The organism is Desulfosporosinus youngiae DSM 17734, assembly GCF_000244895.1.
Lineage (GTDB): Bacteria > Bacillota > Desulfitobacteriia > Desulfitobacteriales > Desulfitobacteriaceae > Desulfosporosinus > Desulfosporosinus youngiae.
The window spans coordinates 4,156,575-4,182,041 of sequence record NZ_CM001441.1; the positions used below are offsets into that span (position 1 = coordinate 4,156,575).

A 25,467-nucleotide genomic window follows, 5' to 3' on the forward strand; every position below is an offset into this window, starting at 1 on the left:
TAAAATAAATTAACATTGCCTAAAACAAGCAGCAATTTAAATTTCAACATTTATTAATTGTACAGCAGCTTAATATATTTATAAAGAAATAAATATTTATAAATTTGTATCTACCCTGCCCTAAAAACCACAGAACAAACCTCTGTGGTTTTTAGGGATTGCTTTTATATCAGCCTATTTATTGGGGGATTTTAGTAAAAAATACAATATAGCCACAGTTAATATGATTAACGTAAGACTAATGGGCCTTTGGAAAAAAATGAGCGGGTTCATATCTGCGGAAATAAGAGCCCTTCTAAAATTGGGTTCAATAATCGGGCCCAGAACTAATCCCAAGACAATTGGCGGCACCGGAAAACCATATTTCATCAGAATAAATCCAACAATACCCATAATCATTAAGATTTGAACATCAAAATATGAGCTTCCGTTGGCATATCCTCCCACGACACATAGGACTATGATCAGGGGAATTAAGATAGGCTGCGGGGTTTTTACCAAATAGGGAAACATTTTACTGGCTAATAAACCTAAACCTAACATGAATAAATTGGCAATAATCAGGATGATTAAAATGGAGGCAACCAAACCGTAATTCTGTTCTATCAGCATCGGCCCTGGGGTGATACCCTGTACCATCAGGGCACCTAATAAAATAGCTGTTACGGTATCTCCAGGGATGCCCAAGGTCAATAAGGGAATCATCGCCCCGCCGGTTACGGCGTTATTCGAGGCCTCACTGGCAATTATTCCTTCCGGAATTCCCGTCCCAAAATCTTTAGCATTTTTTGAACCTCTTTTTGCTTCGTTATAGCTGACCCATGAGGCAATAGTGGGTCCTGTACCGGGTAATGCCCCAATCAGAGTACCGATTACAGCGCTTTTTACCAGCAGCCACTTGTATTTAAAACAATCTTTTAAATTAGTTAATACCTTGTTTACCTTCAATATATTTTGCGTATTGATATCAGAGAAATCCTCTACCTTTAACAGAACCTCTGTAATAGCAAAAAAACCAATCAGCGCCGGAACTAAGGCGATACCTCCGCTCAAATTTGGGTTTCCAAAGGTAAAGCGCAGTACACCACTGATGGGGTCCATGCCAATAGATCCTAGAAGCATGCCGAAAATTGCTGCGGCAATTCCTTTAACGATAGATTTTCCGGAAACACTGGCCACACATACCAAGCCTAAAACTCCGATGGCAAAATACTCTGCAGAACCAAATTTTGTTGCCAAATTCCCTAATAAAGGGGCAAACAATACTAAGGCAACTGCGGAAAAAATGCCGCCAAAAACTGATGAAACGGTTGACAAGGCTAAGGCCTCTCCCGCTCTGCCCTTTGCCGCCATTGGATAACCGTCCATAATGGTCGCAGCGTTTCCCGGAGCACCAGGTGTTTTAATCAAAATTGCCGGAATACTCCCCGCAAAGTATCCGCCACAAAAAAGACCCAATAAAAGTGCCATAGAAACTTCAAAAGACATATAAAAGGTCAAAGGAGTAAATATCGCCACACCTGTTGTTGCTGTCAAGCCCGGCAGCGCCCCAAACACTATTCCTACGAAAACGCCGATTAATATCCAAAGAAGAGTTTCCGGTGAAATTGTCCTTATAATTGCCTCTTGAAGCTGCTGTATCATGTCAATCTGCATCTTTTATCCCCCTGTTACACGATTGCAGTCTTAAAAACATAAACAAATAACCAATAAATAATAAAGGTACTGGAAGCAGGAACCAATATCAGTAAAACAGGTTTTCTGGTACCCAGAAAATACATGGTAAATAGAACAAATAGAAAAGTTGCAGCGCGAAAATGAATGAGTTGCAGTAAAAAGATATAACTAAATAAAAGTACAATTATTGTTAAAAGCCTCTTATTTAGAAAGGAGGGTAAGGGAACCTTCTCACTCCTCCGCCAACCCTGCCAAACTAGAATAAGTCCGCAAACACCTAAACAGGCAAATAAAAAGGTTGGATAAAAACCTGGGGATAATCCAAAGTCATCATTGGGAAGCTGTATGGAAAAACCAACCCCCATCACTGATAACAGTACTAAACCTATCCCCATTGTGATGTCCTGATCTCGCATATGCATAACACCTCTTTTGCAATTACAGTGGGGAGGACCTTAAAAAGGTCCTCCTCGTGAATTATTTTGCTTTGCCTAATTCTTTTAAGATATTATAAGTCTTTTCAGCATCCTGTTTAACCCGCTCAGAGAATTCTTCTGAATTCAAGAAGGATGGCTGCAGGTTTAGTTTTTTCCATTGCTCCTGTACTTCCGGCATATCATAAATTTCTTTAAAGGTTTTTTCCAAGGTTTTAATTACTTCATCCGGAGTATCTTTAGGAGCAAAAGCCCCAAACCACACACCGGCAAGTAAATCATGCCCCTGTTCTGTAAAGGTAGGCACATCAGGCATGATGTCAAGTCGTTCCGGGCTGGTTGCACCTATTACTTTAATATCTCCGGAAGTATATTGGCCTACAAGTACACCTGCTCCCACGAATATTGCATCAACATCCTTGGAAAGAACTGCTGTCAAGGCAGGACCGCCGCCTTCATAGGGCATGACTTTCATATCAATTCCCAAATCCTTGCAAAAACCAAGCATGGTAATATGCTGAATAGTTCCGGCACCCGGTACACTAACTCTTACTTTTCCAGGATTTGCTTTTGCATAATCTACAAACTCTGGTAATGTTCTAAATGGTGCATTCTTGCCTACAGCTAGGGCAAGAGGTATTTCCGTAAATTGGGCAATAGGTTTAAAGCTTTCATAGCTAAAGCCTACTTCTTCCATATAGGGTTTTGCTGTAATTAAACCATAGGAACCATTTAATATCAAATGTCCGTCGGGAGCTGACTTGGCAACTTCGGCCGCACCGATGCTTCCGCCGCCGCCCGGTTTATTTACTACTACCATTGGTTGGGACAATATTGAACCAACTCTGTCCGCCATGGTCCGTGCGCTCAGGTCCGAATTATCCCCAGCCGCATAAGGTACTATTAGTTGTATTGCTTTTGTTGGGTAACCTGCTTGTGCCCCTTGATCCTCTTGTTTTTCCGGTCCAGTCTGAGGCGTATTGGATGTACATCCCACTACACCAAATACTAATATTAGTATTAACAACACAAAGGAAAACTTCTTCATATAAAATAACCTCCTCCTTGTAAATTAATTATACTACCTGCCTTAGCATTAGCTGTTTTTGCTTACACCTCCTAAGCTGGAAAAACTATTCACATCATAATTTAAAATAGAAAAGCATCTAGACAGATGCTCTGCTTCTGCTAAATACTCTTAACTATTAGACACATTTTAAAGAATATTTACTTCAAAAAATATAACCCAATTTCTATTTTTTTAACAGCCCTATTAGAGGTTGTTAAAAAATTGTAAAATTCGCAGGATAATTAAGCACTATGTCATCCTGAGGGATGCATGTGGTGCTTTCAAAGCAATGACTTTACATCTCTCATATCAATATCCAATATTTTTCAGCAATTTTTTCATTTTTTCTATTTGCTCTTCAGGTAAATATAAGCTCGTACCAGAAAAACCACTCAAGGGTTTAGTTGCATCAATGCCCATTTTAGATGACCTGCTTAATTCATCACTTGAAGGATCAAGCGTACAGCCCATTCCCTGGTGCTGAGGAATAATTAAAACATCCCTGTCCGCCTGTACTCTGGTTGCCACCGCCCATAGTACACTAGTCTCGTCAGAAACATCAACGTCTTCATCAACTACGATAACCAGTTTAAGGTTATGATCAAGGGAAAGAGCTTTTATAATGGCTTGCACTGGCTGGCCTTCCGCAGACTTTTTCATAGAAATATAACAGTGGAAAAAGCCGCAGCCTGACATCGGAATATTTACTTTTTTTATATTGGGCAAGCCTTCATTTAAGGATTTTAATACATCGCCCTCTCTTTGTACCGCCATGATATTATTGTGCTCGGCGGACATACCACCTGTAATCGATTGGAATAAAGGATTATTTCGATAAGATATTGATTTAACCCTAAATACATTTTCCGTACTCCTAAATGCAGCGTAGTTAGTAAACTCAGCAAATGGGCCTTCCTTCTCCCGTTCACCTGCCATGATTTCGCCCTCTATGACAATCTCCGACCAGTATGGGACTTGCACATCAATATCTTTACAATCAGCAAGCTCCACAGGTGCATCAAGCAAGCCACCAATTACGTCAAACTTACCCTGGTCTAAGGGCAATACGGCCATTGCGCCCAATGATATGGCCGGATGAACACCAAATACCACAGCAGCCGGAAGATTCTTACCCGCTTCTTCTGCTCTGCGGTAATAATCCCATAGGCGTTTTCGAGAATGCAGGCTTATGCCCAATTTGTTTTTATCCTTTAACTGCATTCTATGATAGCCACATGTGGCAGCTCCGGTATCCGGATCCCTGGCAACTACTAAACCTCCGGTAATATATGGACCCGCATCAACGGGATAATGGGTAAATATAGGGAAATTATATAGGTTTATCTGCTCATTGGTCCTATAATTATCATTAAACGGAGCATCTGGCAGCACCTTTGGCGTAAATCTATTCTTTACTCTTTTCGCACATTGCTTTACCAGTTCTTCTTCTTTTATGCCTAGGGAAAATGCGATGCTGTTCCTGGAGGCTAGAATATTTGTAACAACCGGAATGCTTGAATCTTTAATATGATTGAAGATCACAATCGGCTGCCTGTTTTTCTTATCAAGCTCCTTTATTAACGCAGTAGGTTCATATCTTTTGTCTATTTCATGATTGATTCTTAATACTTCTCCTGGAAAAGCAGTCTCATATGCACTTATAAATTTTCGTAAATCCTGTGACATGTTAATTCCACCTTTTATTCACAATAAAAAGATAATCCAGTCAATCAGACCAGATTATCCTCTCTACATATTAAGACAATTTATTTCTTGGAAATACTTCACGCTCAGGATGACAACTTCACAAAATCGTACTAATTCGCATTTTCCTACTAATGTTCATTAAAATATGTTTTAGGACCGCCCATTTCTTTGGCTTGTTGAGTATCAAGTGATTCTTAGCTTCAGATGGAGTTTGCCCAAGAGGAATACTTACTCCAGCTGAAGCTTAGAAGAACTTATCAAGGGACGTAGCAGCCGTTATCTCATCCTCACCGCTAAAGTTGTTCTGTCTAGTTTGCGGTTCGGCGAAAGCAACCTGCGCCGTTATGCTTTTCTTTGGAGTAGGCGGCTTGGGCGAAACCCTCACCCGGATTTCGTCACTGGATGCTTCGTACTTATAGAAGATGGGAGTTTTACGGCTGGTAGTCATCGGATAAATTAAACTTACTAATTGGATTGTAATCTAAAATACCTCTTTTTGCTTTTGGCATTTTGATCAATTCCGAGACTCCCACTTCTTTAAGTGGGTGTTCCGATTTCCACTTCGGTGACGAAAGCCTCCAGTACGATAGTCTCCTGCGGAGAGTATCGCCGGAGCCGTGATCCCTATAGGAATACTTACCGGCGTAGGATAGGGTTTCGCCGAGCCGCCTTTCCCAATAGAAATCTTAGCGGCGAAGGAGGTAGAATCCCCTACCGAAGCCCCGATGTTCAGCTTTAGCGTAAGCGAGTTCACTTGCCCTCTTGCCCATGTCGGGCAGTCCTCCTGAACTCTAGTATATATTATCAAAACAAATCGCTGTGAGTACCTGTTCTGGTAAGGGTCAAAACTAGAACATCGTTGTCAACCCTATAAATTAAAAGCCAGTCGGGAGTAATATGACATTCCCTATGCCCGGTCCAATCACCTGTTAACATATGGTCTTTATTTTTTTCCGGCAGCGGGATTCCGGCTGCCAACAGAGAAACAACACCCTGCAGTAACTGGATATTGTATCCTCGCTTAATAATTGTCTTTAAGTCCTTTTTGAATCTACCTGTCGATAGAATCTCATACTTCATTCTGGACCTCCGCTATCAGTTCTTCAAAACTTGAATAGCGTTTTGCACTTGGGTCACGGCTTATTCTATTGGCTTCTTCTATAGCCGCTATCGTTTCCGAATTCGGAATATTCAAAGAAACTTCAAAGGGTATTTTCCCCTGCCGAACAGCTTGTCGGACGAAGACTGTGAGTGCCGTCGTCATATTCATACCCAATTCAGAGAAAAGCTGTTCTGCCTGCTCCTTAAGTTCTTTATCTATGCGAATGGTTAAATTTGTGGTTTCGGACATTTAACTTCCCTCCCTTTACTATCATTATATATTTTAACACAAAAAATGTGCATCGCAAATACAATGCACATAAAAATAGTCTATCCTTCATATAGCTATAACTACTTTATTCTTTCAAACTTAAGTATTTTATCCTTTCTTCAGCTAACCTATTTTAGCCTTACTTTGATTGGTCTTTGTTGTTAACCGCTGCCTGGGCGGCGGCTACACTTGCTTCAGCACTTTATACACGAAAAAATCTAAGAAACCGTTTATTAATACTGAAATCAAGGAAATTCTTCCTCGAAAAAGAGTATATCCCCAAGGCCATCCATATTAGTCCGAAGCTGATTAAATCTACCCTGCTAAAGTCTTCTTTAAACAAGAAGATCCCCAGGATAAGAGCAATGCTGGGAGCCAGATATTGAATAAACCCCAGGGTTGATAAGGGTACACATTTGGCTCCCTGGGCAAATAATAAAAGGGGTATGGCAGTTACCACTCCCGTAAGTACTACCAGTATTGAAACCTCCCAAGACAAGGCAACTAATGAACTCGTTCCTTCAACCTGTTTATAAACTATGTACCCTAAAGCCAGCGGGGCAATAATCATAGTTTCCATGGTCAGACCGATAATTGAAGTAAGATTTGAAAGCTTCTTAACCAGCCCATATAAACCAAACGAAATTGCCAGCAACAGGGACACCCAGGGAACCCTTCCATATTGAACCGTAATGATAATGACACCTAACAATGCTAATAATAACGAGACGATTTGCCAACGATCGATCCGCTCTTTCAAAACAATGACACCTAATAGAACCGTGAATAAGGGATTAATATAATACCCCAGACTTGTCTCTATGACCCGGTTGCTGTTAACCGCCCAAATATAAATAAACCAGTTAGCAGTAATGAACAAGGCCCCCAGAGACACACTTAATATGGTTTTGCCGTTTGAAAAAGCATTTTTGAGATCTCCTAAGCCTCTGAGGATTATGAGAATCAGCAACGAAAAAACGAAAGACCACAATATTCGGGAAGCAAGTATTTCACCTGCCCCGATTTGCTTCAAGGCTTTCCAAAACAAGGGAAGGATTCCCCAAATCGTATAAGCCAAAATTGCATAGAGGACTCCCATCCTTTGAGATCGTTCACTTAGAGCACACATCAATTTATTCAACGACAAACATCTCCAATCCAGCCATTGACTTACATTCTACACGAAATAATTAAATAAGACTACCTCTTTCACATTTATCCTGCCCTCGAAAAAATCTAACGAGGAACCCCTCAAAAGACTACCCTGAAAAATCAAGACCCACAAAAGACATGCAGAAAAATCCCCAGACCCGCAAGCAGGGCAGCTTCGTCCACAGAAGCGAACCCATTGCATGGAGAGGCGGTAAAAGCCCACAAGACGGTGCGGGGAAACGGAGCCACGGGTTCACATCAGGTATTACCCGGAGGTTTGGCACGAAAATGTCCGGTGGACATTTTCGCCGAAGCGGCTATCCCCAAAGAATACGTATCCGCTGAAGGTAGCTCCCGCACCGGCGAGTGAGCGAGCCTCGGAGTGCTGCGGTACGAAGACACTGTCTTCGCACGAATTAACTAATCTTGCACGGATGTGGACGAAGCCGCCCGACCCAAAGGATCTATTTTCATCATCTGATGGTGCCGTAGTCGGCATGGGCGGCTACTTTGATATATAAAAAACTGATGGAAAATTTGGCAGACATAATCTCCCAAAAACCATCAGTAAAGCTATATACTCAATCTAATCTATGGCCAATCTCCAAAAATATCCTTTCCCAAAAAGCCCAACGTCTTCGTCCGGACTTTACTTAATGGCTTTCAAGGTTTCTTCGCGAATAAGACCCAGTAACCGCGTCTTAAGATTTAGGAATTCTGAGCTGTTCTTCATCTGATAATCCCGGGGTCTGGGCAGATCAACCGGAATGTTCTCTTTTAAGCGTCCTGGTCTGGCTGTCATAACATAAACAGAATCCGCTAAAAAGATGGACTCCTCCACATCGTGGGTGATAAAGAGAATCGTCTTTTTTGACTCCTCCCATGCTTTGAGCAGGATTTCCTGCATGATGCTCCGAGTCTGAGCATCCAGGGCCCCAAAAGGTTCATCCATTAAGAGTATTTCCGGATCATTAGCCAGCGCACGAGCAATCGCCACCCGCTGTTTCATCCCCCCGGACAGTTGGATGGGATAGTGTTTTTCAAACCCGTTTAATCCGATCAGCTCAAGATAATGCTGAGCCACTTCTTTACATTGTTTTTGAGAGGTTCCCTTAAGCTTTAAGCCAAAAGCAATATTATCTTCCACAGTTAACCAAGGATAAAGTGTGTAGGATTGGAATACCATACCTCGCTCAGCGCCCGGGCCTTTGACCTCATGTCCATCAAGGTATACCTTTCCCGAACTTGGTTCTTCAAGTCCCGCTATGATCCGTAATATGGTGGATTTGCCGCACCCTGAAGGTCCGAGAATCGTGATGAACTCACCTTCTTTTACCTTAAACGAGGTTCGATCAAGAGCAACCATTTCTCCGCCCTTGGTCGAATATACTTTGCCCACCTGCTCAATGACTAATTTGTGATCCAATTTACACTCCCTCCTTTCTCATCCAAGAGAAGGAAGTTCGATAGATGAACTTGAAAATAATATCTGTCATGAGGCCTAATAAACCAATGATTATGATACCCACAAAAATCTTATCAGGCCGTAAGAATCTGGAGGACTGCATGATCATATACCCTAAACCACTCGACGCACCCACAATTTCAGCGACCACTAAATAGGTCCAGGCCCACCCAAAGGTAATTCTTAAAGTATCTACGATACCCGGCAGAGATGCAGGCAGGATTATCTTGCTGAAGATCTGAGATTTACTGGCTCCTAAGGTATAAGATACTTCAATTAATTCGTTCTGAACATTCTTGGTGACATCCATCACCATCAGGGTTAACTGAAAAAACGTTCCAAAGAAAATGACGCTCATTTTTTCCCCTTCACCGAGACCAATCCACAGAATGAACAAGGGGATAAACGCTGAAGCAGGCATGTAACGAATAAAACCCATGATGGGTTCAAAAAAACCTTCCGCGATGCGAAGCGTCCCCATAAGAATCCCCAGGGGAACCCCGATCATTGCAGCCATCAAAAAGCCCAAGCTCACCCTTGTAAAACTGATTCCTATATCAGCGATGATATCCCCTTGAGCAAACAGATCAATCGCCGTATCAATGACCTTCCCGGGACTTGGCAGAAATAGAGGATTTACAATTCCCGTATAACTAAGTGTTGACCACATAAGGATAAATAGTATGAAGGCCAAGAGTCCTGCCGAGGAATAAAGAGGCTTGGAGATTTCCTTTTTCGGAGCAAAGATATTTTTCCACATGGCGACTCCCCCTTTCAATGTGTTTTAAGTGCCCGGTTCTGAACTTTGATCTTTGGGTGTTAAATATTAAATAAGGAGGCCCTTGCGGGCACTCCCTACTTCATTCCTAAAGTCCTTCAACAAACTTGGAATTGATGATACTTTCCGGAGTAATAGCTTTCTCGATGATCTTTTGCTCGACATAGAAATCAATATCATTCTTGGTTGCCTGATAGATCGAACCTGGATTGGCACTTGTTCCAAATATCTGTTTGTTGTCTTCTTTATTAAGGAACTTGAGACCAGGAACTGTAGAGGTAAACTCTTGCAAATCAATTTTTAGGCCTTTTGCCATAATTTGATCGGATTCGTCTTTATTGGCCTTCCAATAGTCCATGGCCTCTGCCATTGCGGCAACAAAGGCCTTAACATCGTCCGGACGTTTTTCAACGATTTCCTGTCTGAAGCTAATGCTGTCAACGATAATCCCTGGGAGATCCTTCGTAGACACTAATATCTTGCCATCGGCATTTGCTCCTTTAGAGAGCCATGGTTCCCAAGTGACCGCCGCATCGACTTTACCGGCTACAAAAGCGGCTCCGGCGTCTCCGGCAGACATGGGTACAACTTCGACATCCTTATCTGTTAATCCCGCTTTCTTTAATACCGTCAGCATCAGCAAGTGACTTGTTGAACCGACTTCAAAAGCAACTTTCTTTCCTTTTAAATCCGCAGCTGATGTGATTTCTTTCTTTACTAAGACCCCGTCCCCGCCGAAAGAATCATCTAACAGCCAGACAACCTGAACAGGAATTCCCGAAGCAGCCAGTGTTACTTGAACGTCTTGAGCCGTTGCCATGCCGTCAACCTTGCCGCCGGCTAAAGCTTGCTTGCGCTCCGCCAAACCATCGACAATGCTCAGCTCAACATCCACACCGTGTTTTTTAAAGAGTCCTTTTTCTTGAGCAAGGAATAAGGGGCCATAACCGGTCCAAGTTGGCAATGTCACTTTTAAGGGTGTTTTTTCCGCCGAAGCTTGACCATCTTTAGGTTGCTCTTTAGGGGTATTCGAGGCACCACAACCTGCTAAACCAAGTACCAGAACAAGAGCCAGAATCAGGGATACAATTTTTTTCATGTCGATTCTCCTTCCATCTTTGGGCACATCTGCCTAATAAATACTTTGCAAACCGTTACGCTTGGAGCATTATTTCCTTAAAGGATTCAACAAAAGCAAGGACTTCTTCTTGCTTTCCTACGGATACACGAATGGAGGTATCCAGACCATAACCCTTGAGCGTTCTTACGATCACACCATACTCTGCTAATTTTTCAAAAACCAGATCACTATCGATTTTGGTATCAATGTAAACAAAATTAGTATAGCTTTTCAGATAGGGTAATCCCAATGATTCAGCAGCTTCATAAATCAACTGTTTACCCTGATCATTGAGGACCTTCGCCTTTTGAAGATGCTCAAAATCATCCAAGCTCGCTAAGGCTCCCGCCTGAACAACTGCATTGACGTTAAAGGGCGGGCGAACATGATTGATGGCAGCGATCACCTCCGGGGTCCCGATACCATATCCAAGCCTCGCACCGGCCAATGAGTAAGCCTTGGAAAAAGTACGGACTACAAAGAGGAATCTGTGCTGATTTAAATGACGAACCCCGGATTCGAATTCGGGTAAACCAGCGTATTCCTGGTAAGCTTCGTCGATAACGACGAGGATTTGCTCCGGTACTTTGCTTAAAAACTTTACAAGCTCATGCTTAGGCATGATGGTACCGGTTGGATTATTCGGATTACACAAGAAGATAACCTTAGTCTTCGAGGTTATTTTGCTCAGTATATCGTCTAAGTCATAGGAGAGATCCTCGTTCATTTGAGAAAAGACGGGTGTCGCTCCCATGAGATTCGTGGCCGCAAGGTATTGAATGAAACTTAGCTTTGGTATGATGACTTCATCTTCCGGCTCTAAAAAGGTTTGGGCAATGAGGATAATCATCTCATCAGCACCATTGGAGAGAATAACCTGCTCCGGGCCGACTCCCTCAATCTCAGCGATTTTCTTCATAATCGGATCGCCTGACGAACTGGGATAAAGGTTTAGCTTGCCAAGGGACTCTGTCATGGCTTGGATCGCCTTAGGCGACGGGCTTAAAGGACTTTCATTGAAGGATAACTTGTAGACCGTCTCTTTTCCGAGGATCGCTTTAATCTCTTCGACTGGTAGATCCGCCAGCTTGCACTTATAAGGTGTTAACTTAGGATAAACCTTGCGGACGATGTTGTTTATGTTCATAAAATTCTCTCCTTCTCCCCGCAAAGCAATAATTGCTTGGATTTTAGACCGCTGTGCGCCCCAGTTGATCTGCACGATGAATTCCATCAATCACCATTTGCGGAGTGACTTCAAAGGGCATATTCGCCATATCCTCAATTTCAACGGTAACACTGCCCAAAGTTTGCCATTGTTCCTCGGAGATGAGAGAAGAATCAATCCCCATCTCACCTAAGGTCTTCGGTAAATTGACTTGCTGATAGTAAGCGATGACCTCAAGGATTTCTTCATCCGGACGACCTTCGAGAGCCAATTGGGTCAGTATTCCAAAGGCAACGATTTCTCCATGGTATACTTCATGAACTTCCGGGAAAATGGTCAAGCCGGAATAGACGGCATGGGCTGCGGCTGTCCGGCAATCATCACCGCCATAGTTGCTGATACTGCCACTCACGGCAATAATGGCATCGATAACATCTTCCAGTTCCCTTGAAATGACTCTCTGATGAATCGACTCGGCAGCACGTTTCCCTTCTTTTAAGAGAAGTTCATAGACAAATCGTGCTAACACAACAGCACCGTTGTTAAAGGCATTCGGCTGGGCTTTTTGGTTGGATGCTTTAGATTCAAACCATTTTGCCAGCGTATCCCCAATTCCTGACGTCAGATAGCGAACCGGTGCTTCAAGTATAATTTGTGTATCAACCAGGATCAGATCAGGGGCTTTCGATCGCCGGCTAATCTCAAGATACTCTCCCTTATCATCGTAGAGAATGGATATACATGTCGCTGCCGCACAAGTCGAAGCGATGGTGGGAATTGCTATCACCGGGAGTTTCATTAGGTACCCCAATACTTTCACAGTATCGATTGCTTTTCCGCCGCCCGCGACCAACAAAACCTCAGGCTGGAACTCCTCAACTTGACTTTTTAGGTTGTTTATATTCCTTTCACTGCATTCTCCCCCATACCAGATGGGCGGAAGCAACTCGATGCCCTGTTGCAAAAGGTCTTGACTAATGGGATCTGATGTGAGGCTCAAGGCTGTTTTTCCGCCAAAAAGGCAGGCCTTTTTACCAAAAGCACCTACATACTCTCCGATTTGACCGATCAATCCTTGCCCTCGAATATAGTTACCATGTCCGGAAACAATTTTCATGCTACTCCTCCAGGTTGCCCGCGAATTTATACGTTTTTGTGCAATTTTATTCAAACTCTTCTAATTCTACGCAGATTCTTTGAGCCTGTCAACCATCTTTTGTCGGTTCTACGACGACAACTTCTATATAACCGCCACTTAAGGTTGTCGTGCGGAACCATTTGATAAAGAATTAGCCAAAACTGTAATAAACCACCGCCTGTGTGACGGTGGTTTGTTCTTTTCGCTTTTTAAGATTGGAGCAAAAACTGCCGCACTTTTTGCTTCTAAAAAAAATGGAAATCCGGTCGCTAACCTAACCGTTCCCCGCTTTTTTCATTAGCATCTCTTGATACAAGTCTAAGACATGATCCAACTCTTGACTTGCAGCTACAACTACCGGATCCGTATAAGCTCTTCCCTCTTTTGTCTTTATCATGTTCAGGCGTAATTCTTCAATTCGCTCTATCAATTCGCTGATCTCAGACATACTATCCTCCGCTAATTATTATTTTGGGGATTAGTGCGCCTAAAAATCAAGTCCCCGGCAATACCGAGGACTTGATTTTACGTTTCATGAAGAATAAACAAATAAGGAAAGCGCTTATGACAGCCCCCTCCGATACTTTTACGTTCTTCATCATTAACTCCAGTTCAACCTATACCCGGTTATTTAGGTAAAGTTTAAGTTTAATACTATGAGAATCTTTACTTTAATACATAATTCTCATGATTTATAAAAAATAGTCCAATCAAACATTAAAACGCTGCTAAGTTTTTTAGCTGTTTTAACACCAGGGTTTTTGTTGCCTGACTCAATTTCTGCATAATATGATCTGCTTATTCCTGCTTTATTTGCAACTTGTTGCTGTGTTAAATTTCCCCGACATTTTATTAGCCACAGCCTCGTCTTGCCAAATTCAGCCACAATCCCCCCCCTTTGTCACGTTGCGTAACGCGACTTAAATCTACCTTAATAATACAGTCGCAATTCGCGACTGTCAACGTTTTTGTTGAGATTCGCGACACTTATTTTAAATGTCGCTTATTGCGACTATACTATAATAGAGAGGAGGACGTTATAATGTTAGGGAAAAGGCTGCAACAGCTAAGAAATAAATTCGGACTCACCCAAGAGGAACTGGCAAAAATACTTTGTATGTCCCGAAGTACGTATGCACAGTATGAAGTAGATAGGCGTAAACCTGATTATGATACTCTGCAAAGAATTGCGGATTATTTTAAAGTCTCTACTGATTTCCTATTAGGGCGGACAGAGCACTCTGTAATTGAAGAATCTTATTTTCCCAGCAGACTAAGGATGATACGTGAACTAAATGATATCTCACTAGAACAATTAGCCGAAAGTCTTAACCTACCTCTAACCGAAATATCACAATTTGAAACCGGTGAAAAAAATCCTGACCCCTCCACTTTGAAAGCTTTGGCAGAGAGCCTGACTTGTTCTGTTGACTTTCTCCTCGGGCGAATCACTGAACCAAGATCTTATTTACTTGAAAGCCAACAAGGTTACAGTAGTTTAGCTGCTTACCCTTCAGACGACCCCTTGAAGGATCTGCCGGAAGAAGCGAAAAAATCCCTTGAAGAATTCAAAGAATTCATTCTTAATAAATACCGTAAAGACAATTAGGCTAGACCTCACTTTGCGGAGTTTGGTTAACACATAGAACTCTGAACGCAATAAGAATAATGTGAATAATCATACTATTGTAGGTCAAATGCGTCACCAGTGACGCATTTGGATTGCCATCACTGTCGGGGGAGTCAAGTGGTTTCGTCCCATACTCTTCGAAGAGCTGCATCAGCCTGCCGACCGTTCGCTGACCGATTCCTTCAACCATTGCTCCATCCATGGGGAAGCAGATTCTTAACCTCCAAAGATAAGGCATTTCGGTAAAGTACGAGTACTATTCTTAATCAGTTTGCGAGAAACTGCAAACGTTATGGCGAATTACTTCTATAAATTAATTTTCGGAATCAACATAAGCAGAATTAGGAATTCCCTAATTATAATCGACAATAGCATACAGCTAAAACAAGTCGCTGTGCGTACCTGTTCTGGTAAGCGTCAAAACTAAAATATTGGCGCTAAGCTTGTAAACCAAAAGCCAATCGGGAGTAATATGGCACTCTCTATGCCCGGTCCAATTCCCAGACAGCGCATGGTTCTTATTTTTCTACTTCATTCTGAACCTCCGCTACCAGTTCTTCAAAACTCGAATAGCGTTTTGCCTTCGGGTCGCGGCTTATTTTATCGGCTTCTTCCATAGCCGCTATTGTTTCGGCGTTGGGAACATTCAGGGAAATCTCAAAGGGTATTTTCCCCTGCCGTACAGCCTGCCGGACAAAGATATTGAATGCCGTCGTCATATTCATACCCAATTCAGAAAAAAGCTGTTCTGCCTGCTCTTTCAGTTCCTTATCCATGCGGATACTTAAATTTGTCGTTTCAGCCATATGCAATGCCTCCTTACGATTTATTATATACATTTTAATGCAAAATTATGTGCAATGTAAGTACATTGCACGTATTATTCCACTCTATTCTTTCCTCTGTTTTTATACACATTGTACTGGTTGCCAAGCAACTGCGGCCTTTTTAAACCAGTTAGCCACTTAAACTTTTCAAGCCACCGTTAAATGTGAACGGTGGCTTGTTATACTTTTTTATCACTTTCCTTAAATCACATCAAAAAGGCTCATCTGATCACTTTCCGGAATTCCCTTAAAGCAGCCGAATTTCCGCAGTACATCAATCGTAGAATTCCCAATTTTAGCCCGTTTCTTGACATCCTCTATGGAGTTGAAGGGCTTTTCCAGGGCCGCGTTATACAGTCCTTCGGCTGCCACCGTTCCCATGCCGGATATGCTGTTGATGGGCGGCCTTAAGCCCTCTTCCTCAACCAGAAACCTCGTGGCATGGGATTTGTATAAATCAATGGGCAGGAATTTAAAGCCCCTCTCATACATTTCCAAAACCAGTTCCAAATCATCGTACATATCCTTATCCTTAGGGGTGGCAGTGTTACCCAGCTCCTCAATTTCCTTCATTTTGGCCTTAACCTTTTCTTTGCCGAAGATCATAAACTCAGCGTCAAAGGCCTTGGCCCGAATGCTGAAGTAGGCTGCGTAATACGCCTGGGGTATGTGCACCTTAAACCAGGCTATGCGGAAGGCCATCATGACATAGGCTGCTGCATGGGCTTTAGGAAACATGTATTTTATTTTCCGGCAGGAATCGATATACCACTCCGGTACCTTATGCTCTCTCATTAAAGCTTCATATTCCGCCCATTTTTCCGGGTTGGACAGAGCCTTTCCTTTACGCACCAGCTCCATGATCTTAAACGCCGTATTGGGCGGCAGACCCTTTTTAATTAAATAGGTCATAATTTCATCCCGGGTACACACGGCTTCACTTAAGGTCACGGTTCCCGCATCAATCAGGTCCTTGGCATTTCCCAGCCAGACATCCGTACCGTGGGAAAGTCCGGATATACAGATTAAATCTTCGAAAGCTTTAGGCCTGGTATCTAAAAGCATTCCTCTGACAAACTTAGTGCCAAACTCAGGAATTCCAAAGGTTCCGACCTTGGAATTAATCTGCTCCGGGGTTACCTCTAAGGCTTCCGTGGAGGAGAAGATGGACATGGTCTTCGGATCATCCATGGGTATCTTTTGAGGGTCTACTCCGGTGATATCCTGAAGCATACGTATAACCGTCGGATCGTCATGACCCAGGATATCCAGCTTTAAAAGGTTCGAATCAATGGAGTGATAATCAAAATGGGTGGTTATGATATCCGAATTGGAGTCATCGGCAGGATGCTGGACGGGGCAAAATTCAAAGATTTCCCGTCCCTTCGGTACGACGATGATTCCTCCCGGGTGCTGCCCCGAGGTTCTTTTGATCCCGGTGCAACCCTTGGAGACTCTCAGGGTTTCTGCCTTGCTTACGGTACGGCTTTTTTCTTCATAATACTTTTTCACATAGCCGAAGGCTGTTTTTTCGGCGATCGTACCGATGGTTCCGGCTTTAAAGGTGGTACCCTTGCCAAAGATAACCTCTGTATATTTGTGAGCCTTGGCCTGATATTCTCCTGAGAAGTTCAAGTCAATATCCGGCTCTTTATCGCCATTGAAGCCCAAGAAGGTCTCGAAGGGGATATCGATGCCATCTTTGGCCAGTTTTTCTCCGCAAACGGGACACACCTTATCCGGCAGGTCAAAGCCGATTTTAACCCCATGATCCGAGAAGTCCGAATACCGGCAACTGGGGCAGCGGTAATGGGCCTGCAGGGCATTGACTTCCGTAATGCCGGTCATATAGGCAACCACTGATGAACCAACCGATCCACGAGAGCCGACCAGATAGCCATCCTCATTGGATTTCCAGACCAGCTTTTGGGCGATGATATACATAACAGAGAAGCCGTTTTTGATGATGGAATCCAGCTCTCTATCCAGCCTTTGCTGAACAATTTCCGGCAAGGGGTCTCCATAGAGGGCATGGGCCTTCTCATAGGTAATATCCTTAATCGTCTGCTCACAGCCTTCAATATGAGGCGCACACTTCTCGGCTGAAATAGGACTGATCTGCTGGCACATATCGGCTATCAGATTGGTGTTGGTTACCACCACCTCATAGGCCTTTGCCGCTCCTAAATAGGAAAATTCCCTAAGCATCTCCTCGGTGGTTTTTAAATATAAGGGGGCCTGATTATCGGCGTCCTTAAAGCCTTGACCGGCTTCCAGGATTCTCCTGTAAATCTCATCTTCCGGGTCCAGGAAGTGAACATCACCCGTGGCAACCACAGGCTTGTTTAATTTTTTACCCAGAGCCACAATTTTGCGGTTGATTTCCTTTAAATAGTCTTGGTCGGGTACCTGCTCTGTTCTGATTAAATAATCATTGTTCCCGAGAGGCTGGATTTCTAAATAGTCGTAGGCCCTGGCAATGGCTTCAATTTCCTCATTGGATTTTCCCAGTAAGATGGCCTGGTAAAGCTCGCCTTCACTGCAGGCACTGCCCAGGATTAACCCTTCGGAGTATTTTTTATAAAGGCTCTTTAAGATCCGGGGTTTCTTATAAAAATAATCCAAATGGGAATAGGAAACCAGCTTATATAAATTCTTTAATCCCACATAGTCCTTGGCTAGGATGATGGCGTGATAGGTTTTAAGCTTCTTATACTCTGCCTTCTTCGCATCTTCATCAGAACCATAGAGCTCGATATCCTCAAGGGTTTCTGCTCCCCGTTGCTTCAGCTTTTCAAGCATAACTTTAAAAACTTTAACCGTGGTATCCACGTCGTCTAAGGCCCTGTGAGCTACCTCCACCTTAAAGCCTAAGTTCTTGGCGATTCTTCCTAATTTATAGGTTTTATAATCCGGAAAGAGCTCCTTAGCCAAGGATAAGGTATCCAAATAGGTGTAATCAAAGTCATAGCCTAAAACCTTAGCATTATGCTTTAAGAAACCCATGTCAAATTCAGCGTTATGGGCCACCAAAACGCTTCCCTCAATAAATTCCAGCAGTTTAGGAAAGACCTGGTCTATGGTTTCGGCATCTTTTACCATATCATCGGTAATGTTGGTAACCTCTATGACCCTTGCCGGTATCGGCTTTTCCGGATTGACAAAACAGCTGAACTGGTCGATGACCTTACCGTCTTTGAGTTTCATGATTCCGATTTCCGTGATTTTTTCGGTTACCGCTGAGAAGCCGGTGGTTTCCAAGTCCAGCACACAATAGGTGGTATCAATCCCCTGGCCTTTGACGTTGGTTACTGATGGCTTTTTATCCGGTGCCAAATAAGCCTCGACTCCATAGATAACCTTCATGTTCGGATTATCTCGTCCTAAGAGTTTATGGGCCTCGGGAAAAGACTGAACTACACCATGATCCGTAATAGCAATGGATTTCATACCCCAGCTCATGGCTCTTTTAATCAGATCAGTGGCACTGGTCATGGCATCCATCTGACTCATTTGAGTATGCATGTGCAGCTCGACCCGCTTCACCTCTGCCCTATCCTGCCGCTGAGCCTTCTTCATGCCGGCTGTTTCTACGATCGTATTAGCAATAAGCTCAATTTCCCCGGAAAACTGGCTAAAGCCGGCATTTCCGGCAAGCTTGACACCCTTAGCCTTTTTAAGCCTGGCTAATACCTCTCCATCTTCACCAGGCTTGAGGAACGCCTTACAGGTCATGGAACTTGAGCCGTCATATAAATCAAAGGAGATTAAGGTTTTGCCGCTTCTCAATTCCTTGGCATCGATATTGGATGGTTCGCCCTGGATAGCAATCCTGCCTTCATCAGGTGTGATATCCGTAATTTTAATGACCGTATCCTTGATATTCGAATTTCTGCCCAAGATCAAGGAAGGATCGGCTTTTTTCCCGTCCTTTTCACCGTTATTTTCCGGTTTTATGGGCCCGGCTTCCTTCGGTAATTCATGGACATTATGGCTGGATGGTGCAGCCACTTCCTTTTGCAGAAGCAGAATTTCACTTTCTTGGGTATCTTCCCGCAGCTTTTTTAATTCTTCACTGCTTACGTTATCCACAAACTTGATCTGATAAGTAGCGCCATAGAGGTTTCTTATGGTCTCTTGGATTACTTTATCGTAACCCCTCGCTTTTAATAAGTAGGATACTGCCGTTTTAAAGGTAAATTTGATCGTATCATCTTGGGCTATTTCATGGTCACTATTTTTGAACGCTCCATTTAAGACCGGATGTTTATCCGCCAATAAGCATAAAATATCTTGGAGTGCCTCTTCCAAGGGCTTTCTAGGGGTTCCCTCAGTATACATTACCGTAATAATTGAATCATTTAAAACCAATCGTTCTCTGATAAACTGATTAAGGGCTTCAATTTCTCTGGTTTCAATGTATTGATCAGAGCTGATTTTCATCTCCAGAGTTTTTGTACTTTTGGTTAAAACCACTGCTTGTACAATAGCAGTCTTGATATTACCCTCTGTTTTATAATCACTAAAAATTTCACTTATTCGTTTCATGGCACTTCTAAGTCTCTCCTAAAAATTATTGCCGGTTAAAGAAAACTTGGCTAGCGCCCACGAAGACATTGTCTTCGCACGTATTAGCCCTTCTTGCATACACTGTCCTGGCACCTGTCAGCTTAGCGGAGCGAAGACACGTCTTCGCAGGGGTTAGCTTATCGCAAAAGCCGCAGGCGACGGCGGCCCCGCCTTAGTTGCTGATGTGCCAGCCAGGGATGGCGGAAAGGGACCTTCAGAAAGTATACATTGCGGGGTGCTTTCTGATTGGTAAAAAACAGACACGACTTGGCGTTAAATCGTGTCTTATTTAATTTTACCACCAATGACTGTCCTATGAAAAGGTTAAATTTGTTAAAAAATTGTGATGAAGGATCGTAATTGCTAAGAAGGATTCATTATGCCAGTTAATAAACCTCCTGCTGTAGATATTTATATCTTACGGCAGAAGGTCTGTTAATGTCCTTTTTTGAGAATAAGGCGCTGGGCCTGGTAATACTTATAAGCCATTTTGGTAAGATGCTGTTCCCAATCTAAGGCTGCCGGAGATTCGAATTAATCTATGCCCTGATTTGGATTACATTAGCCCAATCCGGGGCCGCTGCATCCCCAAACAAAACGACAATGACGTTCATCCCTCGTGGTGGATGATCAGGCCATGATGTCTGTCCGTCAGTAATAACGATTCCCAATTGACGCGAAGGCTTTATTCTTGCCGCAGCTTCTAAGCCAACCCCCATGTCCGTTCCGCCGCCTCCCGCGAGCCGGATCTGCTCCGGCCGAAACACCCGGCGGCAAAACTCAACCGTCTGATCCACAGCCAAGACGTGGATTCCTTCCCTTTGTCCCAGAGACTTTAGGATACCGGATATCTCCGCCAGAGACTGGGCGAGCATTTTCTCTGATATACTTCCACTGGTGTCTGCCACAACGGCTACTGAAGGTACAGGACAGCGCAGGGACGGAAAAATAACCTTTCCCTTTCCAACCTGCCCCTGGCGGCGTGAGGGACGCCGGTAGGAATAATCCACTGACCCGGTTATATCTGCTGCCGCAAAACGGATAGCCGCAGCCAGCTTTTTTCGCCAGTCTACTTTCGGATAAAGCTTTTCTTCTGCCCACCGGGCCCAATGACCTGGTACACACCCTTGGCCTTTGCTATGTTCTCTGATTTGCCTGGCTACATCCCGGCGGATTAACTCCCCTTCCGTCAGACTGAGACCGGAAGAAGACCCTTTGCCAAGCGGTTTATCCTCCCAAGACGCCATTTGACCCGTTGCACAAGAGCCGCACCGGCCGGAACCGGGCAAAGGAGGTTCTTTTAAATCTGACTGCGCTTTATTTTTGGTCTGATCGGCTGAAGAGGATTCCTGATTCTCCAAGGCCGCATAGTATTCCTCTGCCAGGAGATTTTCCGGCTGCCCGATGAATTCGGGAGTCACGGGCTGTGCCGGAAATTCAACACCTTCACGGATAAGGTCGTCATTAATTTCCGCGTCTGCGGCGATATTGCTTAAGCGTGGATTAAAGTGCTTCAGCCTTTCAGCATGATTGCGGAGAAGATGACAAACTTCATGGTATAAAGCGCCGGCAAGAACCTCCGCCGGCCACCCTGATAATACGTCGGGATCGTAATAGAGTCTCCAATACATATCGACTGCCATTGATTTCAGGCCGGGCTTGGGCACCGGCTGGAGAGCCCAGGCAGCAGAGGCCAAATAGGGACGTTCTTTCGCCAGGCGGATACGGGCTGCCTGCAGCTCAAGGGGAAGAATCACGCCTGCAACACCTCCAAGCATTTTAAGGCTTCAATTGTTTCCCTGATTCCAGACGTTTCACCCGCCTGAAAGGTTCCGGATGAAAAAATATCCTTAGCCACCCTAATTCCTTGGGTTCGCTCTCTCTGCACTTTTAGCGGCTCAGGCGGTTCATAAAATTTTAAATTAAGAGCATTTAAATAATGAAGAACAGGGACAGCATTCGTTTTCCGGCTGTTTCGATAGCGCGGCAGAAAAACCGGAGGATAATCCTCCATGATTTTTTTCAGGAGAGGGGCTGCGTCTTCGGACAGAATGGAAAAGGTCTGGATTTGGTCATTGGCTATGGAGATCAGCGACGAACAGACAGGCTCCTTCTGTCCGGTTGTGTAAAGCCGGTACTCTTTCTCTCCGTCAGATATCAAAACCATTTCCGTCTTCCATTTACTTTTACGGTTTTGATGCAGCTTTTCCAGAGTATCGACCCATCCCTCAGTCAGTGCCACTTTGAGAACAGCATAAATGTGATAAGCCGGCAGTTGGGAGCCTTCATAATTATATACGTTCAGCCGGGATTCCCTTATCCCTTCCATGCTCACCAAAACCCGGCCGGATTGCTCGTAAGCATTTTCCTTCCAGGGGATGTCTCGGTACTCATAAGGGGGATTCACATCAACCCCCCTTTTTGCAGCAGCGGCGCGAATTCCTGTAGTTCTTTCAGGGGTATGGATAATTCCGGTTTCCTGGCTGCGGCTAATTTTTTGGCAGCAACCGCTGCGATATCTTTCATTCCGTGTTCCGATGCCAGGGCAAGTACGCACCAGGCAGCAAACCAGCGTTCCTCTGTCAGCCTGCCGACAGCGGCAGTGATGACAGCCGTCAGTATGGCAAAGGCCTGGTCCCCCCGGTCCGGCAGCTGAAGGTAGGTCGGATTGGCCAGCACCTCTTCCGGATCCGGCAGATCCAAATCCCGGCGCCAGGCTAAAAACTCCAGACAGGCTCCTTCGCCAACGCATCCGGCTACAAGAGAAGCGACGACATCCTCCTCTGCCTGCACAGTTTCAGCAGCTGCCAGTAATCTGGCTGTCATAGACCAAGACCTGGGAGAGGGCCAAGCTTTCCCGGCCTGACCTTCATCTTCAGGCACCTGGAGCAATAAATGCGGCCTGTGCCGGATAAAAGAGGCTACGAGCACCTCTTTGTCCGGTATGGAATTCTCCCAGGCCGGAGGCAGATGGGGCAGGCCGGAGACAGACCATCCCCCGATCATACCGTCTACCCAGCCCTGAGTGTCCAGAGACCAAAAAAGGTGGCAGAACCTGTTTGCCAGAGGAGCGGAAAGATCCCATCCGCCGACAGCCTGTTCAGGCGGGTTCGCCGATGCAACAACCGATACACTGGCGGGTAAAGCCAAATCCCCAACGACCCTGTCTAATACGACTCTTAATAAGGCAGACTGGACCGCAGGCGGAGCTGTGGAGATTTCATCCAGAAAAAGCAGACCTTTTCCAGCCAGTGCCAGGCGATGTGCCCAGGCAGGGGGCTCCATACGGACACCCTTCTCCTCAATGACCGGAAGACCGGAAAAATCCGAAGGTTCACGAATAGAGGCCAGGACAACTTCGAGCGGGAGTTCCAGCGCATCCGCAAGCATAGTAATGGTTGCCGTTTTTCCCACACCTGGAGGACCCCAGGTCAGGATCGGGACTCCAGCCTGAATAGCAATAGCAAGAGCACAATTCGTAGACATATTGTTTTCACCTCATATTTCATCAATCAAATCCTTTCCATTTTATCTCTAAAATATAAGCAATCGCTCCATAACCCCTCATAAAACAAAAAAGCCCATCCGGACTTTCATTTAAAAATTCCCCAACCTCACTTCCACGAACTCTCTGGCTTCGATCCAATCTTCACCCAATTGACAATCCAAAGCCATAATCTTTAGTCCGGCTTGTTCGGCCTGTACAAGAGCGTGTCCAAACGCCGGGTGAGTCCGCCAATTGGGTGACATATAGTGTACACCTTGCATTTGGATGATAAAGACCAAATAAGCCTCCATCCCTTTGTCTAAGGCTTGTTGCAGCTCTTGGATATGTTTGACTCCTCTCTGAGTGGGGGCATCGGGAAAGAGTACCACCCCGTGCTCTTCGAGAGTCACCCCTTTTATCTCAATCAAAATCTTGCGGGCACCGGATTCGACATAAAAATCAAATCGGGATTGACCATAAGTGAATTCCGGACGAATAGTGGCATCTTCCCCGAAAAATTGGTTTCTCTCTGCCCATTCCCGAAAAAGCTTATTAGGAACCTGGCTATCGATATTCACTAATCTCCGGCCCTTATAGACAGAAATCAGATCATATTTGGTTTTACGCTTAGTTTCATCGAACTCTTGAACATAGATTTCAGCGCCTGGAGTCAGCAGTTCCTTACAGCGCCCCGTATTCTTTACATGGCAGATTTCTTCTTTCCCTTCCAGCAGGATGTGAGCAATGAATCGATTAGGACGAGTCATGAAAATCGCTTTTCGTATATTTTTATAGATCATGTTTAATCTCCTGGCATTTAGTGCCAAGTCCTTTTCTTGAATTATCAAGTAATACTTGACAACTATAGTTTAACATGGCGTTACCCCCAAGACATAATTCCAACCCAAAAATTGTTCCTGCCTTAATTAGTTTCTTTCCATTTGGCATACTCTTTGGGCATACAATTCTCACATGGACGATATCCTGCTGCAATTGCTGTATCTTCGTCTGCGAAAAACACACGATATTTATATTGCCCATTACGAATAAAACGCAGTGCTGATGGACAATCTAAGCGACCGTATATTTTAAGCTCACGATGACCTCCTATTGTTCCCTTAGTATCACTTATATAGGGGTTACCACTTGCATCAAGAAGGTTAAAAACCTTTATTGAGCTTTTTTCCACTAATCTATCCACCTCTTGTTTCGTTTTTAAAAGATCCATGGATTATTATGTAACGTCATGCCATTTTATATCATCGGCATAATCATAATACAGACTATTATTAAAAATATCAGCTCACAATCGAACCGTTTAGGTTCAATTGTGAGCTAACTCCGATTCTATATGGTTTCACTTGCTCCATTTACGGATGCAGACTAAACCACCATTCGCGGGCTTAGGTCTGCATCTAACCTCAAAAGGATACATGCGCATTAAACCTATCACGAACCTTTCGTTTCGTCATACAAATAATCAACCACCGGTTCAAGGGGGTCGATAGCGTCATCCTTTACTTTATAATTTAACCTCTTCCCAACAAGACTTGAGAGAAATAGACTTATCTTTTTGTTTTTATCGTTAAAAAGCTGGGGAAGGTCGTGTTCAACAACTTGAATGATTCCTTCGGAATTGACGGTTAACTTACAAAGCAAGTCTGCCACATCCCACTTATCTTCATTGTAGTAGTCCTTAAGAACAAAGGTTATAACTCCATCCTCTTCGAACATTTCAGAATCTACATAGCCTTCCACAGGCATAACTTCTTTCAGCATCTTCTTTAATTCTTCAAGTTCAATCGTCAGCTCTTCAAAGTAACCATCTTTAATTTTTTGAATAAAACCATTTTCTGTCATATCAATCTCCTCTT

The 25,467-nt window shown here is 44.0% G+C and carries 26 protein-coding genes and 1 pseudogene; 2 read left to right on the forward strand and 25 right to left on the reverse strand.

From position 1 onward, the window contains the following. Nucleotides 1-174: 174 nt before the first annotated feature. The 8 genes from DESYODRAFT_RS19220 to rarD form a co-directional block, all read right to left on the reverse strand. Nucleotides 175-1,656 carry a tripartite tricarboxylate transporter permease gene (locus DESYODRAFT_RS19220; protein WP_007785607.1) on the reverse strand — a complete coding sequence of 494 codons (1,482 nt, stop codon included), beginning with the start codon at nucleotides 1,654-1,656 and terminating at the stop codon, nucleotides 175-177. 14 nt (nucleotides 1,657-1,670) lie between these two features. Next, nucleotides 1,671-2,099, reverse strand: a complete 429-nt coding sequence (locus DESYODRAFT_RS30005; RefSeq protein WP_083842197.1) for a tripartite tricarboxylate transporter TctB family protein — start codon at nucleotides 2,097-2,099, stop codon at nucleotides 1,671-1,673. 55 nt (nucleotides 2,100-2,154) lie between these two features. Continuing rightward, nucleotides 2,155-3,159 carry a Bug family tripartite tricarboxylate transporter substrate binding protein gene (locus DESYODRAFT_RS19230; protein ID WP_007785610.1) on the reverse strand — a complete coding sequence of 335 codons (1,005 nt, stop codon included), beginning with the start codon at nucleotides 3,157-3,159 and terminating at the stop codon, nucleotides 2,155-2,157. Nucleotides 3,160-3,489: 330 nt separating this feature from the next. Beyond that, on the reverse strand, nucleotides 3,490-4,866 hold the full coding sequence (locus DESYODRAFT_RS19235) for a UbiD family decarboxylase (RefSeq protein WP_007785611.1): 1,377 nt from the start codon (nucleotides 4,864-4,866) through the stop codon (nucleotides 3,490-3,492). 535 nt (nucleotides 4,867-5,401) lie between these two features. Next, nucleotides 5,402-5,641 carry a hypothetical protein gene (locus tag DESYODRAFT_RS28380; protein ID WP_157137218.1) on the reverse strand — a complete coding sequence of 80 codons (240 nt, stop codon included), beginning with the start codon at nucleotides 5,639-5,641 and terminating at the stop codon, nucleotides 5,402-5,404. A 50-nt stretch (nucleotides 5,642-5,691) separates the two neighbouring features. Further along, nucleotides 5,692-5,967 carry a type II toxin-antitoxin system YafQ family toxin gene (locus DESYODRAFT_RS19240; protein ID WP_007785613.1) on the reverse strand — a complete coding sequence of 92 codons (276 nt, stop codon included), beginning with the start codon at nucleotides 5,965-5,967 and terminating at the stop codon, nucleotides 5,692-5,694. Then, complete coding sequence (locus DESYODRAFT_RS19245) at nucleotides 5,957-6,238, reverse strand: type II toxin-antitoxin system RelB/DinJ family antitoxin (protein WP_007785615.1); 282 nt, start codon at nucleotides 6,236-6,238, stop codon at nucleotides 5,957-5,959. The genes DESYODRAFT_RS19240 and DESYODRAFT_RS19245 overlap by 11 nt, the downstream gene beginning before the upstream one ends. A gap of 223 nt (nucleotides 6,239-6,461) precedes the next feature. Then, complete coding sequence (gene rarD, locus DESYODRAFT_RS19250) at nucleotides 6,462-7,400, reverse strand: EamA family transporter RarD (RefSeq protein WP_007785617.1); 939 nt, start codon at nucleotides 7,398-7,400, stop codon at nucleotides 6,462-6,464. Nucleotides 7,401-7,607: 207 nt separating this feature from the next. Between rarD and DESYODRAFT_RS28385 the strand changes: the two genes are divergently transcribed. Then, entirely contained in the window at nucleotides 7,608-7,781 is a 174-nt protein-coding gene (locus tag DESYODRAFT_RS28385) for a hypothetical protein (protein WP_157137219.1), read from the forward strand. Nucleotides 7,782-8,060: 279 nt separating this feature from the next. Here the strand turns inward: DESYODRAFT_RS28385 and DESYODRAFT_RS19255 are convergent, their stop codons facing one another. The 7 genes from DESYODRAFT_RS19255 to DESYODRAFT_RS19285 all read right to left on the reverse strand — a co-directional run bounded on the left by DESYODRAFT_RS19255 (nucleotide 8,061) and on the right by DESYODRAFT_RS19285 (nucleotide 13,966). Further along, nucleotides 8,061-8,837 carry an ABC transporter ATP-binding protein gene (locus DESYODRAFT_RS19255; protein ID WP_007785618.1) on the reverse strand — a complete coding sequence of 259 codons (777 nt, stop codon included), beginning with the start codon at nucleotides 8,835-8,837 and terminating at the stop codon, nucleotides 8,061-8,063. Between the two features lies 1 nt (nucleotide 8,838). Beyond that, the gene (locus tag DESYODRAFT_RS19260; protein WP_007785620.1) at nucleotides 8,839-9,636 is read right to left on the reverse strand and encodes an ABC transporter permease; all 798 of its coding nucleotides are present in this window, start codon (nucleotides 9,634-9,636) and stop codon (nucleotides 8,839-8,841) included. 106 nt (nucleotides 9,637-9,742) lie between these two features. Next, a complete protein-coding gene (locus tag DESYODRAFT_RS19265; protein ID WP_007785621.1) occupies nucleotides 9,743-10,753 on the reverse strand; it encodes an ABC transporter substrate-binding protein in 1,011 nt (336 codons plus the stop codon). A 55-nt stretch (nucleotides 10,754-10,808) separates the two neighbouring features. Next, the gene (hisC, locus tag DESYODRAFT_RS19270) at nucleotides 10,809-11,921 is read right to left on the reverse strand and encodes a histidinol-phosphate transaminase (protein WP_007785622.1); all 1,113 of its coding nucleotides are present in this window, start codon (nucleotides 11,919-11,921) and stop codon (nucleotides 10,809-10,811) included. Nucleotides 11,922-11,964: 43 nt separating this feature from the next. Continuing rightward, complete coding sequence (locus tag DESYODRAFT_RS19275) at nucleotides 11,965-13,059, reverse strand: iron-containing alcohol dehydrogenase family protein (RefSeq protein WP_007785623.1); 1,095 nt, start codon at nucleotides 13,057-13,059, stop codon at nucleotides 11,965-11,967. 295 nt (nucleotides 13,060-13,354) lie between these two features. Continuing rightward, nucleotides 13,355-13,528, reverse strand: a complete 174-nt coding sequence (locus DESYODRAFT_RS19280) for an aspartyl-phosphate phosphatase Spo0E family protein (protein ID WP_007785624.1) — start codon at nucleotides 13,526-13,528, stop codon at nucleotides 13,355-13,357. A 237-nt stretch (nucleotides 13,529-13,765) separates the two neighbouring features. Next, on the reverse strand, nucleotides 13,766-13,966 hold the full coding sequence (locus DESYODRAFT_RS19285) for a helix-turn-helix domain-containing protein (protein WP_007785625.1): 201 nt from the start codon (nucleotides 13,964-13,966) through the stop codon (nucleotides 13,766-13,768). A 156-nt stretch (nucleotides 13,967-14,122) separates the two neighbouring features. On the opposite strand from DESYODRAFT_RS19285, the gene DESYODRAFT_RS19290 reads away from it, so the two are divergent. Beyond that, the gene (locus DESYODRAFT_RS19290; protein ID WP_007785626.1) at nucleotides 14,123-14,689 is read left to right on the forward strand and encodes a helix-turn-helix domain-containing protein; all 567 of its coding nucleotides are present in this window, start codon (nucleotides 14,123-14,125) and stop codon (nucleotides 14,687-14,689) included. Nucleotide 14,690: 1 nt separating this feature from the next. Here the strand turns inward: DESYODRAFT_RS19290 and DESYODRAFT_RS19295 are convergent, their stop codons facing one another. From DESYODRAFT_RS19295 to DESYODRAFT_RS19335, 10 genes and pseudogenes are all read right to left on the reverse strand, one after another. After that, entirely contained in the window at nucleotides 14,691-14,900 is a 210-nt protein-coding gene (locus DESYODRAFT_RS19295) for a DUF3102 domain-containing protein (protein ID WP_007785627.1), read from the reverse strand. Nucleotides 14,901-15,089: 189 nt separating this feature from the next. Further along, a pseudogene (locus DESYODRAFT_RS27565) lies at nucleotides 15,090-15,236 on the reverse strand (type II toxin-antitoxin system YafQ family toxin); the annotation flags it as partial. Beyond that, nucleotides 15,229-15,516 carry a type II toxin-antitoxin system RelB/DinJ family antitoxin gene (locus DESYODRAFT_RS19300; protein ID WP_007785628.1) on the reverse strand — a complete coding sequence of 96 codons (288 nt, stop codon included), beginning with the start codon at nucleotides 15,514-15,516 and terminating at the stop codon, nucleotides 15,229-15,231. The gene DESYODRAFT_RS19300 and the pseudogene DESYODRAFT_RS27565, both read right to left, overlap by 8 nt. A 222-nt stretch (nucleotides 15,517-15,738) precedes the next feature. Continuing rightward, nucleotides 15,739-20,085: a DNA polymerase III subunit alpha gene (gene polC, locus DESYODRAFT_RS19305; protein ID WP_007785630.1), complete on the reverse strand. Its 4,347-nt coding sequence runs from the start codon at nucleotides 20,083-20,085 to the stop codon at nucleotides 15,739-15,741. 560 nt (nucleotides 20,086-20,645) lie between these two features. After that, nucleotides 20,646-21,884, reverse strand: a complete 1,239-nt coding sequence (locus DESYODRAFT_RS19310; protein WP_042338870.1) for a vWA domain-containing protein — start codon at nucleotides 21,882-21,884, stop codon at nucleotides 20,646-20,648. Further along, complete coding sequence (locus DESYODRAFT_RS19315) at nucleotides 21,860-22,513, reverse strand: hypothetical protein (protein WP_007785633.1); 654 nt, start codon at nucleotides 22,511-22,513, stop codon at nucleotides 21,860-21,862. The genes DESYODRAFT_RS19310 and DESYODRAFT_RS19315 overlap by 25 nt, the downstream gene beginning before the upstream one ends. Next, the gene (locus DESYODRAFT_RS19320) at nucleotides 22,510-23,592 is read right to left on the reverse strand and encodes an AAA family ATPase (RefSeq protein ID WP_007785636.1); all 1,083 of its coding nucleotides are present in this window, start codon (nucleotides 23,590-23,592) and stop codon (nucleotides 22,510-22,512) included. The genes DESYODRAFT_RS19315 and DESYODRAFT_RS19320 overlap by 4 nt, the downstream gene beginning before the upstream one ends. A gap of 111 nt (nucleotides 23,593-23,703) precedes the next feature. Beyond that, on the reverse strand, nucleotides 23,704-24,393 hold the full coding sequence (gene sfsA / locus DESYODRAFT_RS19325) for a DNA/RNA nuclease SfsA (protein WP_007785638.1): 690 nt from the start codon (nucleotides 24,391-24,393) through the stop codon (nucleotides 23,704-23,706). A 122-nt stretch (nucleotides 24,394-24,515) separates the two neighbouring features. Continuing rightward, nucleotides 24,516-24,782, reverse strand: a complete 267-nt coding sequence (locus DESYODRAFT_RS19330) for an Ada metal-binding domain-containing protein (protein WP_007785640.1) — start codon at nucleotides 24,780-24,782, stop codon at nucleotides 24,516-24,518. A 260-nt stretch (nucleotides 24,783-25,042) separates the two neighbouring features. Beyond that, nucleotides 25,043-25,453: a hypothetical protein gene (locus tag DESYODRAFT_RS19335; protein WP_007785641.1), complete on the reverse strand. Its 411-nt coding sequence runs from the start codon at nucleotides 25,451-25,453 to the stop codon at nucleotides 25,043-25,045. Nucleotides 25,454-25,467: the final 14 nt, after the last annotated feature.

What these genes read in the sequence shown, in the direction of transcription:
- DESYODRAFT_RS19245 (WP_007785615.1), bottom strand. Translation starts at nt 6,238, where the DNA reads ATGTCCGAAACCACAAATTTAACCATTCGCATAGATAAAGAACTTAAG.
- DESYODRAFT_RS19310 (WP_042338870.1), bottom strand. Translation starts at nt 21,884, where the DNA reads ATGCTTGGAGGTGTTGCAGGCGTGATTCTTCCCCTTGAGCTGCAGGCA.
- DESYODRAFT_RS19240 (WP_007785613.1), bottom strand. Translation starts at nt 5,967, where the DNA reads ATGAAGTATGAGATTCTATCGACAGGTAGATTCAAAAAGGACTTAAAG.
- polC (WP_007785630.1), bottom strand. Translation starts at nt 20,085, where the DNA reads ATGAAACGAATAAGTGAAATTTTTAGTGATTATAAAACAGAGGGTAAT.
- DESYODRAFT_RS19290 (WP_007785626.1), top strand. Translation starts at nt 14,123, where the DNA reads ATGTTAGGGAAAAGGCTGCAACAGCTAAGAAATAAATTCGGACTCACC.
- hisC (WP_007785622.1), bottom strand. Translation starts at nt 11,921, where the DNA reads ATGAACATAAACAACATCGTCCGCAAGGTTTATCCTAAGTTAACACCT.
- DESYODRAFT_RS19260 (WP_007785620.1), bottom strand. Translation starts at nt 9,636, where the DNA reads ATGTGGAAAAATATCTTTGCTCCGAAAAAGGAAATCTCCAAGCCTCTT.
- DESYODRAFT_RS19295 (WP_007785627.1), bottom strand. Translation starts at nt 14,900, where the DNA reads ATGGTTGAAGGAATCGGTCAGCGAACGGTCGGCAGGCTGATGCAGCTC.
- DESYODRAFT_RS19280 (WP_007785624.1), bottom strand. Translation starts at nt 13,528, where the DNA reads ATGTCTGAGATCAGCGAATTGATAGAGCGAATTGAAGAATTACGCCTG.
- DESYODRAFT_RS19220 (WP_007785607.1), bottom strand. Translation starts at nt 1,656, where the DNA reads ATGCAGATTGACATGATACAGCAGCTTCAAGAGGCAATTATAAGGACA.
- DESYODRAFT_RS19335 (WP_007785641.1), bottom strand. Translation starts at nt 25,453, where the DNA reads ATGACAGAAAATGGTTTTATTCAAAAAATTAAAGATGGTTACTTTGAA.
- DESYODRAFT_RS19230 (WP_007785610.1), bottom strand. Translation starts at nt 3,159, where the DNA reads ATGAAGAAGTTTTCCTTTGTGTTGTTAATACTAATATTAGTATTTGGT.
- DESYODRAFT_RS19275 (WP_007785623.1), bottom strand. Translation starts at nt 13,059, where the DNA reads ATGAAAATTGTTTCCGGACATGGTAACTATATTCGAGGGCAAGGATTG.
- sfsA (WP_007785638.1), bottom strand. Translation starts at nt 24,393, where the DNA reads ATGATCTATAAAAATATACGAAAAGCGATTTTCATGACTCGTCCTAAT.
- DESYODRAFT_RS30005 (WP_083842197.1), bottom strand. Translation starts at nt 2,099, where the DNA reads ATGCATATGCGAGATCAGGACATCACAATGGGGATAGGTTTAGTACTG.
- DESYODRAFT_RS19235 (WP_007785611.1), bottom strand. Translation starts at nt 4,866, where the DNA reads ATGTCACAGGATTTACGAAAATTTATAAGTGCATATGAGACTGCTTTT.
- DESYODRAFT_RS19300 (WP_007785628.1), bottom strand. Translation starts at nt 15,516, where the DNA reads ATGGCTGAAACGACAAATTTAAGTATCCGCATGGATAAGGAACTGAAA.
- DESYODRAFT_RS19320 (WP_007785636.1), bottom strand. Translation starts at nt 23,592, where the DNA reads ATGTCTACGAATTGTGCTCTTGCTATTGCTATTCAGGCTGGAGTCCCG.
- DESYODRAFT_RS19265 (WP_007785621.1), bottom strand. Translation starts at nt 10,753, where the DNA reads ATGAAAAAAATTGTATCCCTGATTCTGGCTCTTGTTCTGGTACTTGGT.